The following is a 16450-nucleotide window of genomic DNA, read 5'->3' on the forward strand; positions in this document are numbered from 1 at the left end:
CCATTTTTCCAGTAAATCGGGACGGCGATCGCTCGTTCTTTTAATTTGTTGTTCGTAACGCCATTTGGCAATTGCGGCATGATTCCCTGATAGTAAGACATCAGGCACTTTCCAGCCGCGAAAATTCGCCGGACGAGTGTATTGGGGATAATCCAATAAACCATCTTCAAAACTTTCTGCCGTCAGGGACTCGGTTTTGGCTACAGTTCCCGGTATCAGTCGCACTACACCGTTAATCAACGCCATTGCCGGAATTTCTCCCCCGGTGAGAATAAAATCCCCCAAAGACACCTCACGGGTGACTAGATTTAATACCCGTTCATCTACCCCTTCATAATGCCCACAGATCACCACGATTTGGTCATAATTCGTGGCTAATTCTCGCAGCAGGGGTTGATTGATGGTTTGACCTTGAGGACTCATTAAAATGACTTCTCGACGGGGTAACATCGGCAGCGACTCCACAGCCTGAAAAATCGGTTCTGGTTTCATCAGCATCCCTACACCACCACCATAGGGTTCGTCATCTACCTTACGGTGTTTATCTGTAGTGAAGTCTCTGGGATTCACCAGATTGACTTGAGCAATTTGCTTGGCAAGGGCTTTACCCAGTAGCCCAGAGTTGAGAACTGAGGTAAAACAGTCAGGAAAAAGTGTAACTATATCAAAGCGCACAGTATTTCGTATTCGAGAACACTAATCTTAAATTTGAATGTCTATCAAACACAAGCAGCAAATTGTAGGTTAAAACTACATATAAGCTTTATCAATAGTATCGAAAAGGATGGGAACTATTGATTTTTGTTAGACTGGAAAGTTTTTCTAATCACTTAATTTATGTTTAAATATTGTCACAACTGGATTTAAATAAATAATCTGGGTTAACAACTTCCAGGATGCATCAGGCCAGCCTCAGAATAATGTGTGTAAAGACCTGCTCACTCCAAAACCAGAGGGGAAACCTCATCCCCACCGTCAGAGGGGTTAACCCTCAAGCACAAATCGGCCAGTTTGGAAAAAGTGGACAGGTGAAAAACAAGGCGCTGGCTTTGAGGACAAAGAACACCAGAATAAATCAGACTTCTTGTGGGTCTATCGCATTGTCCTCACCCAAAAGCAAAGTGCAGAAATCATTAGGCTACTAACCCTTGTTCAATTCACCTGAAGTTGTTGACAGGAGAAACACAATGCCGGAATTAAAAGCTAAATCGCTGGAAATGAGGACACCCCAAGCAACTAAAACCGCCGTTATGGTAATCGGAGGCGCAGAAGATAAAGTTCATGGACGCGAAATCCTCAGAACTTTTTTTGGGCGTTCTGGTGCAAGTAAGGCTTATATTACAATAATTCCATCCGCCTCCCGCGAACCCGCGATTATCGGTGGTCGGTATATCCGCATTTTTGAAGAAATGGGTGCTGAAAAAGTCGAAATTTTAGACATCCGTGACCGGGAACAGTGTGAATCTTCCTATGTGAAAACAGCCCTAGAAGAATGTAGTGGCGTGTTTTTGACAGGAGGAGATCAACTACGCTTATGCGGTGTATTGGCAGATACATCAGCAATGGAAATTATCCGGCGGCGCGCGAGGGCGGGAAATCTGACTCTGGCTGGTACAAGTGCAGGGGCAGCAGTTATGGGGCATCACATGATTGCTGGCGGTGGTAGTGGTGAAACACCAAACCGTTCTTTGGTGGATATGGCAACAGGTTTGGGATTAATTCCTGAAGTGATTGTTGACCAACACTTCCACAACCGTAATCGGATGGGTCGCTTGATTAGCGCGATCGCATCTCACCCCGACCGCCTAGGTATTGGCATTGATGAAGACACTTGTGCTGTATTTGAACGAGATGGTTGGCTGCAAGTTATGGGGAAAGGCAGTGTCACCATTGTCGATCCCACCGAACTCACCCACACCAACGAACCCCACGTTGGCGCAAATGAACCGTTGACCGTGCATAACATACGTCTGCATATCCTCAGCTATGGCGATCGCTTTCACCTGTACCAAAGGACTGTATTGCCTGCCGTACACCGCATCTCTAGCTGAAGGAATAGAGTAACTGAGGTGAGACTGAATTGATCGTCTGTGATTGTTTGCTGTGAAAAAATCAGCGCAATACTATTTAAGAAAGAAATAACTGTTTACTATGAACAGTTTAGCGGTCAATTCCAGTAAGAAACTAGAATTTTGGTTCCGAATCTCCATCTACCTATTCCCATGAGAATCCTCAAGATCCAGACCTTACGCGGCCCAAATTACTGGAGCATTCGACGCCACAAACTGATCGTCATGCGCCTCGACTTAGAGAACCTTGCCGATACACCCTCAAATGAAATCCCCGGTTTTTATGAAGGATTGGTAGAGGCGCTGCCAAGTCTGGAGAGTCACTATTGCTCGCCTGGCTGTCGTGGTGGCTTTCTGATGAGAGTGCGAGAAGGCACCATGATGGGTCATATCGTGGAACACGTAGCCCTAGAACTCCAAGAATTGGCAGGAATGCACGTCGGTTTCGGTCGCACCCGTGAAACTGCCACACCTGGAGTTTACCAGGTAGTGCTTGAATATCTGAACGAAGAAGCCGGACGCTATGCTGGCAGAGCCGCCGTCAGGTTGTGCCAAAGCATTGTAGATCGCGGACGCTATCCCAAGGCAGAACTAGAGCAAGACATTCAAGACCTCAAAGACCTCTGGCGAGATGCTTCTTTAGGCCCTTCTACTGAAGCCCTGGTCAAAGAAGCCGAAAAACGTGGTATCCCCTGGATACAGTTGAGCGCACGCTTTTTGATTCAGCTAGGCTATGGTGTGCATCATAAGCGAATCCAAGCGACTATGACCGAAAAAACAGGTATCTTAGGCGTAGAACTCGCTTGTGATAAGGAAGCCACTAAACGTGTCTTAGCGGCGGCTGGTGTCCCCGTACCTAGGGGTACAGTCATTAATTTTTTAGATGATTTGGAAGAAGCCATTGAATACGTTGGCGGTTATCCAATTGTGATTAAGCCGCTAGATGGTAATCATGGCCGTGGCATCACTATCGATATCAGAAATTGGGAAGAAGCTGAAGCCGCTTATGAAGCAGCAAGGCAAGTTTCCCGTTCCATCATTGTTGAGCGGTATTACGTTGGGCGCGACCACAGGGTATTGGTGGTAGATGGTAAGGTCGTGGCAGTTGCCGAACGTGTACCTGCTCATGTAGTCGGTGATGGTAGATCCACAATTGCCCAACTGGTTGAGGAAACCAACAAAGACCCCAACCGTGGCGAAGGTCATGATAAAGTCCTCACCAAAATTGAACTCGACCGCACCAGCTACCAACTACTAGAACGGCAAGGTTACACCCTCAACAGCGTGCCACCCAAAGGCACGATTTGTTATTTGAGGGCAACCGCTAACTTAAGTACAGGTGGCATCGCTGTAGACCGAACAGACGAAATTCACCCGGAAAATGTTTGGTTAGCCCAAAGGGTAGTCAAAATTATCGGTTTGGATATCGCTGGCTTAGATATCGTCACTACAGATATCAGTCGCCCTTTACGGGAATTAGACGGCGTAATTGTGGAAGTTAACGCTGCCCCCGGTTTTAGAATGCACGTTGCCCCCAGTCAAGGGACTCCTCGCAACGTCGCCGGCGCAGTTATGGATATGTTATTTCCCAATGAACAGTCCGGCCGTATTCCCATCCTCAGCATCACAGGCACTAACGGCAAAACCACAACTACCCGCCTGATAGCTCATATCTATAAGCAAACAGGTAAGGTAATAGGTTATACAACTACAGACGGGACATATATCGGTGATTACTTAGTCGAATCAGGAGACAACACAGGCCCCCAAAGCGCGCAAGTTATCCTGCAAGACCCCACAGTAGAAGTAGCCGTATTAGAAACAGCCCGTGGCGGGATTCTGCGCTCCGGTTTGGGTTTTGAAGCTGCCAATGTCGGTGTAGTGTTAAATGTCGCCGCCGATCACTTAGGTATAGGTGATATAGATACTATTGACCAGTTAGCCCAACTCAAGAGTGTAGTGGCAGAAGCTATATATCCTGATGGTTATGCCGTACTCAATGCTGACGATCGCCGTGTCGCCGCAATGGCAGAAAAAACCAAGGCCAACATTGCCTACTTCTCCATGAACCCCAGTTCGGAATTAGTGCAGCAGCACGTTCAGAAGGGAGGAGTAGCCGCCGTCTATGAAAATGGCTATCTGTCGATTGTCAAGGGCGATTGGACACATCGCATTGAACGGGCGGAAAATATCCCCCTAACAATGGGCGGGCGTGCGCCATTCATGATTGCTAATGCCTTAGCGGCAAGTTTAGCAGCCTTTGTGCAGAACGTCACCATTGAGCAAATTCGGGCTGGTTTAAAGACTTTCCGCGCTTCTGTCAGTCAAACACCAGGACGGATGAATTTATTTAATTTAGGCAAATACCACGCCCTGGTAGACTATGCCCATAACCCAGCCAGTTACGAAGCCGTGGGTGCTTTTGTCCGCAACTGGACTACAGGACAACGCATTGGCGTAGTTGGTGGGCCAGGCGATCGCCGTGACGAAGATTTTATCACCTTGGGTAAACTAGCAGCAGAGATTTTTGACTATATCATCGTTAAAGAAGACGACGACACACGGGGTAGACCACGGGGATCAGCTTCTGACTTGATTACCAAAGGCATCACCCAAGTCAAGCCAGATGCCCGTTATGAATCAATTTTGGATGAAACAACAGCAATTAATCGAGGCTTAGACATAGCACCCGATAATGGTTTGGTGGTGATTCTTCCAGAAAGCGTCAGCCGTGCCATTAAACTCATCAAACTGCGCGGCTTAGTTCAAGAAGAAATGCAGCCACAAAATACTACCACCACCGTTGTAGATAACCAAAATGGCATAGCATCTAATTCAGTAATTAATACTTTGCTGTAGTTGATAGTAGAGATGTGAGTCATCACATCTCTAGCATTTACCATTCCTCAGTTAACAATTTTTAGTTTTACTTTTATTCTTCTCTTGAATTGGTATCCTCACTAGGATTGTTGAGTTCCTCTTTAAAGCCTCTTAGGGTTTTACCTAGTGCGTTTCCCAGTTCAGGAATTTTTTTAGGGCCAAAAATTACAATAGCCACAATGGCGATGATCGCTACTTCCGGCCATCCCAGTCCAAACATATACAGTTCCTCTATACTATCTTTAATTTACCATTCTGTATCAAGACTCATCTCTATAAACTTCTCTACAGTGTTTGACTTTAATTACACTTATTAACAAAATAGTATCAAATATTTGATAAATGACTCTATAATTACCTACTCGAATGCGATATAAAGAATCTTCATCTGACAATTTTTTCACGCCACTTGGCCGGGGTTCTATTGCTAATTCTTCAATTTTCGAGTCGATGCGTTCTTTAATATCACTGGGTAGTTTCTTTAATTGTTTAGTAGCACCCTTGGTAAATTCAATTTGATAACTCACATCAGTCCTTTTTTGTAGTCATCCCAAGATACCGTACCGTTAATTTTTGCATCTGCTATTTCTGCACGAGCATCTCTAATATCTTCTTCATCCTCTAGTAGTTCTAAAACTTTTTCTAGAGTGCTTTCGGGTGCAAGGTTTAAATGTGCCTGAATTAGTGCCAGTAAGGATTGTCTTTTGGTTGTAGTTGTCATTTTTAGACCTTGATAAATATGAACCAGTTTATTTATTCTCGGTGAATAGGGATACCCAACCAATCACTGATTTCATGGGCTAACCATTCTAATTCTGCTTCGGATTGAATCGCGCTATTAGTCCCAAGCTGATACTTTTGGACACCAGCCCAAATATCTAATTGTGCTGGTACTTGAGTGCGTTCGCCTACGGCGGGGCGTAGCCCATCGCCATCAGAATCTTTCGTCCAATGTTTTTTGGTGTAAACTAGCTTTCTAATACTGTCTCTAGTAGATGGTCGGGGACGATGCCATTTAAAACCAAATAACTCTTGAGTAAAACTAATATTTTGACTATCTAAACGTAGGCGAATACGTCCAAATAAACCCAGTAACAAAGTGTAGACCATAAAAGCACCAGCACCCCAAAACGGCAGAGAAAATAAAGCAAAGGGCAGATTGACCGGAAAAGGGGCTGATAGTGCGCCAAGAGTCCAAAATAAAATAAAAGAATTCCAGGCGATCGCAAATAAACCTGTAAACACCATTGAGGGATGAAACCCAACTGGCGGGATGAAAACTTCTAAGTAATCCCAATCTTTGGTGAGTTGAATCTTACTCCCAACAGGTTGGGTGAGAGCTAAACTACTAATATCTATTGCTGCTGGCGACTCGTCTAAAGCTTGCAGAGCAATACTCGCCGAACTAAATCGCCTTTCTAAACTCGGTTGAGTCATCAACTTTAACCAACGTGTCAAGCCTGGACTGAGATTACCTACTGACTCAAACTGAATACAAAAATCCTTTTGGGGTAAATCAGCCGGGTGAGTACCTGTAAGCAAGTAAATTAGCGTTGCGCCTAAACTATAAAGGTCAGAAGCTGGTACTGTGCGCCCACCAAATTGCTCAGGCGGCATATAACCGTAAGTTCCTACTACAGTTCTTGTTCCGCCTTCTGTAGCCAAAGCCGTCTGTACCGAACCGAAATCAACTAAATAAACTTGACCGACATCATTACCAGAACGATCGCCCAATAAAATATTGCTAGGTTTAAGATCACGGTGAATTACAGGCGGATGTAACCCGTGTAAATATATCAAAATTTCTAAAACTGCTTTGGCTACTTGTTTAACCTCAGCTGCGGTAAAAGTTCTACCACTTTGTATGTATTGCTCTAAAGTTGAAGCTGAGATATAACTCTGTACTAGGGCAAATCCTTTAATTTTGGGTGATTTTACCTCAAAATAATCTAAATATCGTGGGATTAAAGGATGAGACAAAGATTTAAGAGTTTCTGCCTCACGCTCAAACAACTTGAGATCATCCCATTCAAAATCACTGCTAAAAGAAAGCAACTTGACAACTACTAATTCACCAGTGACTACATCCCTAGCTAGTAGCGTCCGCCGTCCGGCTTTTTTGCCTAACTGTTGTTTAATCTCGTAGCGAGCATTTAATGTTTCTCCAATCATCATGATGGCTATAACGCTACGCTGCAAAAATTTATTAAAGTGTGTCTTGCCCAATTAGACAAGCTCATATCCTTAGTATAAATGTATAGTTCTATGCCTTCCCAACTTTGGCCTTATGTCACTCCTGGTATTCCCGATGAATTGTTCGAGCATTTGCCAGGCATACCTTTTAGCCAGCGCGAAATTAGGTTGCTGTTGATATCTCAGCTACGACTAGAACCTGATTCTGTGTTGTGGGATATTGGCGCAGGAACAGGTACAATTCCGGTAGAAGTGGGGTTATTGTGTCCCAAGGGTCAGATTATTGCCATAGAACGGGATGAAGAAGTTGCCAACTTAATTAAACGTAACTGCGATCGCTTTGGGGTGACAAATGTGGAAGTGATTGAAGGTAGCGCACCAGAATGTCTACACGACCTCAAGGTTGCTCCCCATCGTGTTTGTCTGGAGGGAGGACGAGCCATTCAAGAAATTTTGCAAGCAGTATGGCATTATTTACCATCATCAGGCAGAGTAGTCACCACCGCCAGCAATTTAGAAAGCCTGTATGCTATTTCTCAAAGCTTTGCCCAATTACAAGCTAGAAATGTGGAAGTTGTGCAGTCGGCGGTTAACCGCTTAGAGAAACGAGGTTTTTCTCAAACCTTTGCCGCCGTTGATCCCATTTTTATCCTCAGTGGTGAGAAACTAGACTAGGGACTGGGGACTGGGGACTGGGGACTGGGGACTCTTAAAGAATTTCTTCCTCCGCTTCCTCTGCTCCCCTGCTCCCCTGCTCCCCCTGCTTCCCCTGCTCCCCCTTCTTGTTTCCCTTCCCCCAGTATTAAATATTTCTATGCCTTGGTCTCGGATTATTAGTGGAATTGTTGCGATCGCCCTTGCCTTAAGTGCTGTTTTGTTGGGGGGTTGGTACTTTACTATCATGCTTGCTGTTGTCGTTTTTTTGGGACAACAGGAATATTTTGATTTGGTGCGAACCAGAGGTATTTTACCAGCTGCCAAAACGACCCTTTTCCTTAGTCTAGTTTTGCTGGGAATTTCTAACCTGAATGGTACTTTAGCTGATGCTGTCATGCCTATAGCTGGCACAGTTATTTGTTTTTACCTGCTGTTTCAGCCAAAAATGGCAACTATTGCCGATGTTTCCGCTTCCATTATGGGGCTGTTTTATGTGGGTTACTTACCGAGTTACTGGGTAAGGTTACGCGCAATTGGTAGTACAGCTATCAACAATCTTCCTTTCGCTGGCAACTGGCCTACAACCTGGACAGATATCCTCGCTGTCACAAATATCAATGCTCTACCACAAGGATTGACAATCACGCTGTTGACTTTCTTGTGTATTTGGGCGGCAGATATTGGCGCGTATTTTTTCGGTAAATTCTTTGGTAAAACTCGTCTTTCTGATATTAGTCCCAAGAAAACTGTTGAAGGCGCAGTCTTTGGAATGAGTGCTAGTTTAGCCGTTGCTCTTGCTGGCTCTTATTATCTTCAGTTACCCAAATTTTTACTTACTGGTGTCACACTCGGTTTAGTCATTGGCTTGGCTAGTCTGTTGGGCGATCTCACTGAATCAATGCTTAAGCGTGATGCTGGCGTAAAGGATTCAGGACAATTAATCCCTGGACACGGTGGTATTTTAGACCGTACCGATAGTTATATTTTTACAGCTCCTTTAGTTTACTATTTCGTGACGCTTATTTTGCCACTGGTAGCGGATAAGTGAGTCATTAGTCATTAGTCATTAGTCATTAGTCATTAGTCATTAGTCATTAGTCAGTAGGGGCGGGTTTACCAGATAATCTGTAGAGCCATGATAATTCTCTCTAAACCCGCCCGTACATTAGTCATTAGTCATTAGTCATTAGTTATTCTCCCCCTGCTGACGGCAGTCCGCTCAAGTCGGGAAACCCGCCCACGCGGCTGCCTCCCCTGCCTCCCCTGCTCCCATTCCCCACTCCGATCACGGATTAACGTTAACTTGTCCGCGACAAACTAACTTACCTGGTGTCAGGCTGAGTTCTGCGATATTGACATCTGAGCCAAGATGACAATTGTAATTATCACTACTTGTTAATAGTAATACGCCATTTTGTATGACTTGAATTTGCGAGAGTTGTAACTCTTGTCCCCTCAGCAATTCTAGGTAGAAACTTATTTCTAAAGGTATAGATTTACCTACAGATGTGAGGGTGGCTATGAGAGAGATTTGTTGATTTTTCAGAATAATCTTTTGCCAAAAAATAGACTTGGCATCTGGACAATTATCTGGTAAAAGTTTAACGAGTAGATCATTTAAAGCACTTAATAATAGTTCAGATGAGAGGGAGGCATTCAGATCCTTCTCTTCTATGATCAGTTCGCCAACTACGGGTACTACTTGCAACAATTGCAGTGGTTGACCTTTGAGTATTTGGCCGATATTGATTTGAATATTCTCTGCTCCTAGTTTAATTTGGTTAATATGGAGACCTTGATAGACAGCATGAGTGGCGAAGATGGAAACCCAAGGAATGCAACCGGAGAGAAGTTGGCGATCGCTAGCTTTAATCTCGACTTCTAGCTCAGATACTTGGCTGACTTGTGTTCTTAACCATACCTTCAGTGCTGTTGTCAGTATGTTTGTAATGATGCGGATTTTGTTTAAACTTCTAATTTTGGGATTTTTCTCTGGCATTTAACCACTCTCATGGGTTGGGTATTTGCTCAGTAACCAACTGAACTTAAACAAGGTTTAACTGTAGCATTGATGGCTATTTACCACAAAATGCCAAGCTGATGAATATTTAAAACTTTGAAATTATTACCAGTAATTTATACATGGAGGCGAGATTACAAAAAGTTCTGTCTGAGTTGGGCATTGCTTCACGTCGAGAAGCCGAAGAAATGATTCGGCGATCGCGCGTGCGGGTAAATGGTGAGATAGCACAATTGGGACAAAAAGTTGACCCCCAAAAGGATAAAATCACTGTTGATGGTCGGCCAGTAGCGGCTGACAATCGTCCAACTCTTGTATATGTGTTGTTAAACAAACCCCTGGGTGTAGTTTCCACCTGTGACGATCCCCAAGGGAGAAAGACAGTCTTGGATTTATTACCGGAAAACTTACGTCAAGGTTATGGTATTCATCCCGTTGGTCGTTTAGATATCAATTCTACAGGCGCGTTAATACTGACTAATGATGGAGCATTAACATTTAAACTCACCCATCCACGTCACAGTATTCCTAAGACTTATCAAATTCTAGTACAAGGTCATCCCCCGGAAGCAGTGCTAGAAAAGTGGCGGCGGGGTGTGCTTCTAGATGGGAGAAAAACCCGTCCGGCCAAGGTAAGCTTCCTAGAAAGTTTTGCTAAAAATAGTCGTTTAGAGATTGTTTTGCAGGAGGGAAGAAACCGCCAAATTCGCCGTATCGCAGAACAGTTAGGTTATCCAGTGATCAAGTTACATCGAACTGCAATTGGTTCGATTCAATTACAACAACCACAAAAACCCTTATTACGAGAAGGTCAATATCGTTTTCTTCAAGATGACGAAATTCGCTATTTACAAATTCAGACCAAAGACATACCTATTCAAGATTGGGGTAAGGAGTGTAGAAAAACATGAAATGGCTAAATTTTAAAAAGAATGACCTACCAAAACCTTCGCTAGAACAACAAAGAGCCGAAAAACTAGCCGAAATGGGTAGTAAATTATCTGCTGCACGTCAACAACTTGGTCTATCTCTCGATGAAATGGTCGCCCATACGAGAATTCCCCGGCGACTATTACAAGCGATAGAAGAAGGGAATTTAGAAGATTTGCCAGAACCAATTTATATTCAAGGCTTGATCAGACAGTTTGCTGATGCAGTTGGCTTCAAGGGCGCGGAATTTGCTAGTAATTTTCCTGTTGGTTATCAAATAGTCAATCTGCCATCTGTAGGAAAAACTAAGTCAATTCATCAATTACGTCCTATTCATCTTTACTTGGTATACATAGTCTTGATTGTCTGTGCTGTCAACAGTTTGTCTCAGTTATTGAACAAGACTGCAATTACAGCAAATAATAGCAACATTCAACCCAGCGTTGAGCCAGACAGATTAGTGACAAGACAATCAACGCCAGTCAAGCAGTTAACCAGAACCATACCTGTGAGCGATCGCCTCACAGATAACAAAGACAATCAATCAGTACAGATTGGTGTGACTTTAACCGCAGCCTCTTGGATTCGGGTAGTAGCTGATGGTAAAACCGAATTTGAGGGGATTCTACCCCAAGGAGCGCGTCGCGTTTGGAAAGCGCAAGAACAATTGACAATCAAAACTAATAATGCTGGTGGCGTACTGATGAGTGTGAATCAGCAAGCAGCCAAGCAAATGGGAGAAGTTGGTAAAGCTGAAGAAATTAAAATTGCTGCTGCTAAACCTGAATAAACCAATCAATTGGAAGATTTAGGAAAGCAGGGGAATCAAAAATATCTATGTCCCCCGCTCCCTCTTCTTTCCTTACTTGCCTTGAGGAGCCCGTCCGTAAAGTTTAGTGAGAATTTTTAAGCGATCGCTTAACTGTTCTGTTAACGCTTTCGGCTCATATCGCCAATCCCAATTACCTTCAGCAACACTCGGAAAATTCATCCGCGCTTCAGTTCCCAAACCCAAAATATCCTGCAACGGAATAATCGCTTGATTAGCTATCGAACTTAAAGCCAATCTAATTAAATCCCAGTGAATACCTTCAGGACTAACACACCCTAAATAAAGCAACAAGTTTTGTTTTTCGTAGTCATTGGCAGAATTAAACCAACCTACAGTAGTATCATTATCATGAGTGCCAGTATAAACAACAAAATTACGCGAGTAATTAAACGGTAAAAATGGATTACCAGGATCAGAACCAAAAGCAAACTGTAAAACCTTCATCCCTGGAAATTCATACTTATCTCGCAGTGCTTCCACCTCTGGCGTAATTACCCCCAAATCCTCAGCTAATACAGGTAACTTACCCAATTTTTGTTTAATCGCATCAAATAATTCTTCTCCGGGAGCTTTTACCCATTCGCCATTAATCGCAGTTTCTTCACCTTGGGGTACAGCCCAAAAAGCCTCAAATCCCCGGAAGTGATCAATGCGAATCACATCTACATAATCTAACATCGCCTCAAAGCGACCTAACCACCAGAGAAAATCTTGTTTTTTTAATTCATCCCAGTTATAAACCGGGTTGCCCCACAATTGACCAGTAGCACTAAAATAATCTGGTGGAACTCCCGCCATCAGCGCAGGTTGCATAGTGTCTTCATCTAAACAAAAAATATCGGGATGCGCCCACACATCAGCACTATCTTGAGCTACATAAATCGGAATATCACCAATAATGTAAACCCCGCTCATATTGGCATAAGTTTTTAATTCCGACCACTGACGGAAAAATTCATATTGAACGAATTTATAGTAAAATATTTCAGCCTTTAGTTGTTGTCTGACTTGCTCAATGGCTTGCGGTTCTCGCTTCACCAATTCCGCTTCCCAAGTATGCCAACTTGTGCCATGATGGGCATCTTTCAACGCCATAAATAAAGCGTAATCATCTAACCAATAAGCTTTACTGTGACAAAAACCAGAAAACTCTTTTTGTTGTAAAGGAGTGGCTTTAACTTGAAAATTCTGGCAAGCTTTTTTTAAAAGCTCAGTCTTCAGAGGGATAACTCGGTCATAATCTACTTTACAAGCATCAAATTCTGGTAAATTAACAAAATCCTCTTCTGATAAAAAACCCTGTTCTTGTAATCGTTCAGGACTAATCAGCATCGGATTTCCTGCCAATGCTGAATAACAAGCATAAGGAGAATTACCGTAACCAGTAGGGCCTAAAGGTAAGACTTGCCAATACTGCTGGTAGCTTTCTCTGAGAAAATCAATAAACTTGTAGGCTTCTAAGCCTAAATCTCCGATACCAAATCGACTGGGGAACGAAGTAGGATGCAGCAAAACGCCACTGGATCTAGGAAAAGGCATATTCTAGTTCAAAAATGTGAGAAGCGATCGCATCGAATTTATCACAGTCAAGCTAGCTTGGAAAGCTATCTTAATTGTTGACTGTTGACTGTTGACTGTTGACTGGGGACTGGGGAAGGCAGGGGGAGGAAAACTAATGACTAATGACTAATGACCAATGACCAATGACCAATGACTAATGACTAATGACTATGACATATAGAAATCCAGCACCAACCGTAGATATCATTATTGAATTAGTAGACCGACCGCATCGACCGATAGTATTAATTGAGCGACATAATACGCCCTTGGGTTGGGCGATACCTGGCGGTTTTGTTGATTATGGCGAACCTGTAGAAATAGCAGCTAAACGGGAAGCTGAGGAAGAAACGAGTTTACAGGTGGAGTTAATAGAGCAATTCCTAGTTTATTCTGACCCCAAACGCGACCCCCGTCAGCACACCATTAGTATTGTATTTTTGGCGACAGCAACCGGAGAACCTAACGCTGGTGATGATGCCAAAAGTGTAGGGATTTTTGAGTCTTGGCGTGTACCGAATAATTTATGTTTTGACCATGACCGCATTTTGCAAGATTATTGGCGTTATCGCCATTATGGGATTCGTCCCAGGTTGGGTTAGGGTTAATTAACTACAGCGACACCAAGACATACAGCATAATACCTACAACGCAGTATATCTGGAATTATACTAGATAAGTTGTATTCAATTGTGCTTTATGGATGCTGAGACGCTGTTAGAAAAATACGCCGCAGGTCATCGGGATTTTCGTGGACAGAATTGCCAAGGCATAGACCTTCAAGGTACAGACCTCACTGACATAAACTTATCCAAAGGAAATTGGAATGGAGCAGATTTGAGTGAGGCAAACTTGACTCAAGCACAACTTAGTTATGTAAGCCTCAGTAGGGCATCTCTAATAAATGCAAATTTAACTAGAATAGAAGGTTCTTCAATTAATCTTAGTTGGGCAGACCTAAGTGGTGCGGACTTCAGTTATGCCAATTTGAGTGATGCAAATCTGGTTGCGGCAGATTTGACTGGAGTAACCTTTACTCAAGTCAAGCTAATTGGAGTAAATCTTTCTCGTGTCAATCTTCAGAAAGCTAAACTTCGTGGGGTTACTTTAGAAAGATGTAATTTATCAGATGTAAATCTAGCGGAAGCTGATTTAGCTAGAGTCTTTTTGGGACAGGTAAATCTCACTAACGCCTGTTTGGAAAGAGCAAATCTAGAAAGAGCTTGTTTAACAGATGCAAATTTGATCAGGGTAAATTTTAATGGTGCAAATTTGAGGAAGGCAAACTTCACTGGGGCAAATATCTATGGTGCTAGTTTTGTAGATGCAGACCTGACTGATGCGATAATGCCTGATGGAGAAGTTTACAAGTCGGAAGTATTTTCAGAAGCAGTAAAATATATGACTCATCAAGTTATTCGTACTGATAAAGCACCAGCACCAGTAGGCCCTTATAATCAAGCGATCGCAGCTTCCGGTAAAATGCTATTTGTGGCTGGACAAATTGCCATTGATCCTCGACTCGGTGATGTTGTCTACACAGAGGATGTGAAAAAGCAAACCGAACAGGTATTCGCTAACCTAGAAGCTATCTTGACAGCAGCCGGGGCTACGTTTAAAGATGTAGTTAAAACTAGCGTATTTCTGGCTGACATGAATGATTTCGCCGCTATGAATGCAGTTTACGCTAAATATTTTGATGAAGCTACAGCCCCAGCCCGTGCTTGTGTACAAGTATCACGCTTGCCAAAAGATGTTTTAGTAGAAATTGAGTGTATCGCCGTCATCCCAGAATAATCATCAGTTTGTAGTAAGCGGCTCTAGCCCTTAATATAGAGGGCTGAAGCCCTTTCTGCGAGACGCTACGCTAACACTACGAACTAATTTAATCATCTTGATATTGATTAGCTGGTAGTGGTTTGGTGAAATGTCTGGCGACGAATGCTAAAACCATCATCATCAAACTAGCTGATATGGGCTTAACATAATTTTGCAATTGATCCAACACAGCACTACTACTATTAGCAATACCCCATTGATAAAAAAACAAATATAACAGCGTCCAAATGATAATACCACCTGGAGTCATAATTGCTAATAAACTAGCTGTTTTCTTTGACTTTCTGTAATTTTGCCAGCGTAAAGCCAGCCAACATCCAAATACTGCACCAACCCACCATCCCATAAACTGACCCAACACAGGGGGAATAATACCATCTAATTCTGCATTGGGCAGAAAATTTTTCACATAGCTATTACCTAAATATTCGCCTAGATTTAATAGTGCTATACCTCCTATAAAGCTACCGATTACTGCTGCGAAATATCCAGGTTTTTTCTTTCTATATAATGTCATGTTTCTCAAGTGTACTTGTAAATAATCAAGAATAAATCTGAATTAGTTTGATTGTTCAGCTTTAACGCACCCTACTGGACTGACACAGCTAATTTAGTGCATTAGTAAACTCTTGTGGGATGGTCATCTTGACCGTACCATGCAGGCAAGATGCCTGCACCACAAGAAATTTTGAATTATATTTGTGCATCATTTTAGTCGTGTCAGTCTACTACAATTTAACGTAGTCTTTATAAAGTATCTCCTGTTGCTCAAAACTAATTCACTGATAGATCCAATATCTACAAGGGCTTTTCCGCAATCGCTCATTCATTTTGCATAACTATTGTTTTCATTCCCCAAAATATTAAATTAGGCTCTACTATTAAACGTGCTGCTATCTCAGGATATAAGGCTTGGAGATAGTTAAATAATAAGATGCGATCGCCTCCTTTAATTGCCACTTTCCCATCAGGAAACAACCGCCACCAATCAACAATAAAATCTCTAATTCCCGCTAACAGAGTGTAAATCACACCACTTTGAATTGCTTCTGATGTATTCAAGGCAAAACGTGGCGGCAAAGATTGAATTAAGTCTATATTTAACTGGGGTAATTGTCCGGTTTTTTGACCTAAACTCGCAAGCTGTAAACCCATCCCCGGTAAAATTGCACCACCGACTAAACACTGGTTAGCATCTGCACCTGTAAAAGTTAGTGCTGTTCCCGCATCAATTACCAACATCGGAAAACCCCAAGTCATCCCCGCACCCCACAAAGCCAAAGCCCTGTCAATTCCCAGGGTAGGATATGTATTATTGAGTGGTATTTGATCTAAAGTAATGACACGAGCGTTAGGGTATGTTTCCCAAAGTGCAGTTTGCTGAGGAACTACGGAAGCGATGACGAGAGGTAGGGGAGATGAGGAAGATGAGGGGGATGAGGGGGATGAGGGAGATGAGGGAGATGAGGG

17 protein-coding genes are annotated in these 16450 nt (G+C 43.0%); 8 read left to right on the forward strand and 9 right to left on the reverse strand.

The annotated features are described in order from the left end of the window. The coding region (gene trmD, locus AACS98_RS00905; RefSeq protein WP_066375177.1) for a tRNA (guanosine(37)-N1)-methyltransferase TrmD at nt 1-675 on the reverse strand (675 nt) is incomplete at its 3' end. A gap of 512 nt (nt 676-1187) precedes the next feature. Here trmD and AACS98_RS00910 point away from each other — a divergent pair. After that, nucleotides 1188-2051 (forward strand): cyanophycinase, encoded by an 864-nt coding sequence (locus AACS98_RS00910; RefSeq protein ID WP_066375179.1) that lies wholly within the window; start codon nt 1188-1190, stop codon nt 2049-2051. 171 nt (nt 2052-2222) lie between these two features. Continuing rightward, entirely contained in the window at nt 2223-4928 is a 2706-nt protein-coding gene (gene cphA / locus AACS98_RS00915) for a cyanophycin synthetase (protein ID WP_066375181.1), read from the forward strand. Between the two features lie 73 nt (nt 4929-5001). Here the strand turns inward: cphA and tatA are convergent, their stop codons facing one another. From tatA to AACS98_RS00935, 4 genes are read right to left on the reverse strand one after another with little or no spacing between them, the layout of a single operon-like run. Beyond that, the gene (gene tatA / locus AACS98_RS00920; RefSeq protein ID WP_066375183.1) at nt 5002-5169 is read right to left on the reverse strand and encodes a twin-arginine translocase TatA/TatE family subunit; all 168 of its coding nucleotides are present in this window, start codon (nt 5167-5169) and stop codon (nt 5002-5004) included. A 40-nt stretch (nt 5170-5209) separates the two neighbouring features. Beyond that, entirely contained in the window at nt 5210-5476 is a 267-nt protein-coding gene (locus AACS98_RS00925; protein ID WP_066375185.1) for a type II toxin-antitoxin system RelE family toxin, read from the reverse strand. Then, a complete protein-coding gene (locus AACS98_RS00930; RefSeq protein WP_066375188.1) occupies nt 5473-5670 on the reverse strand; it encodes a hypothetical protein in 198 nt (65 codons plus the stop codon). Before AACS98_RS00930 ends, AACS98_RS00925 begins: the two co-directional genes overlap by 4 nt. A gap of 32 nt (nt 5671-5702) precedes the next feature. Next, a complete protein-coding gene (locus tag AACS98_RS00935) occupies nt 5703-7121 on the reverse strand; it encodes a serine/threonine protein kinase (RefSeq protein WP_066375457.1) in 1419 nt (472 codons plus the stop codon). Between the two features lie 93 nt (nt 7122-7214). Here AACS98_RS00935 and cbiT point away from each other — a divergent pair, with 93 nt between their 5' ends. Beyond that, nucleotides 7215-7817 (forward strand): precorrin-6Y C5,15-methyltransferase subunit CbiT, encoded by a 603-nt coding sequence (gene cbiT, locus AACS98_RS00940; RefSeq protein WP_066375190.1) that lies wholly within the window; start codon nt 7215-7217, stop codon nt 7815-7817. 139 nt (nt 7818-7956) lie between these two features. Next, a complete protein-coding gene (locus tag AACS98_RS00945) occupies nt 7957-8847 on the forward strand; it encodes a phosphatidate cytidylyltransferase (protein ID WP_066375193.1) in 891 nt (296 codons plus the stop codon). Nucleotides 8848-9084: 237 nt separating this feature from the next. Here the strand turns inward: AACS98_RS00945 and AACS98_RS00950 are convergent, their stop codons facing one another. Further along, nucleotides 9085-9798 carry an LmeA family phospholipid-binding protein gene (locus tag AACS98_RS00950; RefSeq protein ID WP_066375196.1) on the reverse strand — a complete coding sequence of 238 codons (714 nt, stop codon included), beginning with the start codon at nt 9796-9798 and terminating at the stop codon, nt 9085-9087. Nucleotides 9799-9941: 143 nt separating this feature from the next. Here AACS98_RS00950 and AACS98_RS00955 point away from each other — a divergent pair, with 143 nt between their 5' ends. Both AACS98_RS00955 and AACS98_RS00960 read left to right on the forward strand, forming a co-directional pair. Then, nucleotides 9942-10730: a pseudouridine synthase gene (locus tag AACS98_RS00955; RefSeq protein ID WP_066375198.1), complete on the forward strand. Its 789-nt coding sequence runs from the start codon at nt 9942-9944 to the stop codon at nt 10728-10730. Continuing rightward, nucleotides 10727-11539, forward strand: a complete 813-nt coding sequence (locus AACS98_RS00960) for a helix-turn-helix domain-containing protein (RefSeq protein WP_066375199.1) — start codon at nt 10727-10729, stop codon at nt 11537-11539. Before AACS98_RS00955 ends, AACS98_RS00960 begins: the two co-directional genes overlap by 4 nt. A 72-nt stretch (nt 11540-11611) precedes the next feature. On the opposite strand, the gene malQ is transcribed toward AACS98_RS00960, so the two are convergent. Continuing rightward, a complete protein-coding gene (gene malQ / locus AACS98_RS00965) occupies nt 11612-13120 on the reverse strand; it encodes a 4-alpha-glucanotransferase (protein ID WP_066375201.1) in 1509 nt (502 codons plus the stop codon). A 191-nt stretch (nt 13121-13311) separates the two neighbouring features. Here malQ and AACS98_RS00970 point away from each other — a divergent pair, with 191 nt between their 5' ends. Together AACS98_RS00970 and AACS98_RS00975 are read left to right on the forward strand one after the other, a co-directional pair. After that, nucleotides 13312-13743 carry an NUDIX domain-containing protein gene (locus tag AACS98_RS00970; RefSeq protein ID WP_066375204.1) on the forward strand — a complete coding sequence of 144 codons (432 nt, stop codon included), beginning with the start codon at nt 13312-13314 and terminating at the stop codon, nt 13741-13743. A 97-nt stretch (nt 13744-13840) separates the two neighbouring features. Further along, on the forward strand, nt 13841-14938 hold the full coding sequence (locus tag AACS98_RS00975; protein WP_066375206.1) for a Rid family detoxifying hydrolase: 1098 nt from the start codon (nt 13841-13843) through the stop codon (nt 14936-14938). Between the two features lie 88 nt (nt 14939-15026). Here AACS98_RS00975 and AACS98_RS00980 read toward each other — a convergent pair whose 3' ends face one another. After that, nucleotides 15027-15497, reverse strand: a complete 471-nt coding sequence (locus AACS98_RS00980) for a hypothetical protein (RefSeq protein ID WP_066375208.1) — start codon at nt 15495-15497, stop codon at nt 15027-15029. A 305-nt stretch (nt 15498-15802) separates the two neighbouring features. Next, on the reverse strand, nt 15803-16450 hold a 648-nt coding region (locus AACS98_RS00985), incomplete at its 5' end, for a pantothenate kinase (protein ID WP_084386862.1).

Source organism: Anabaena sp. CA = ATCC 33047, assembly GCF_963870205.1.
Lineage (GTDB): Bacteria > Cyanobacteriota > Cyanobacteriia > Cyanobacteriales > Nostocaceae > Trichormus.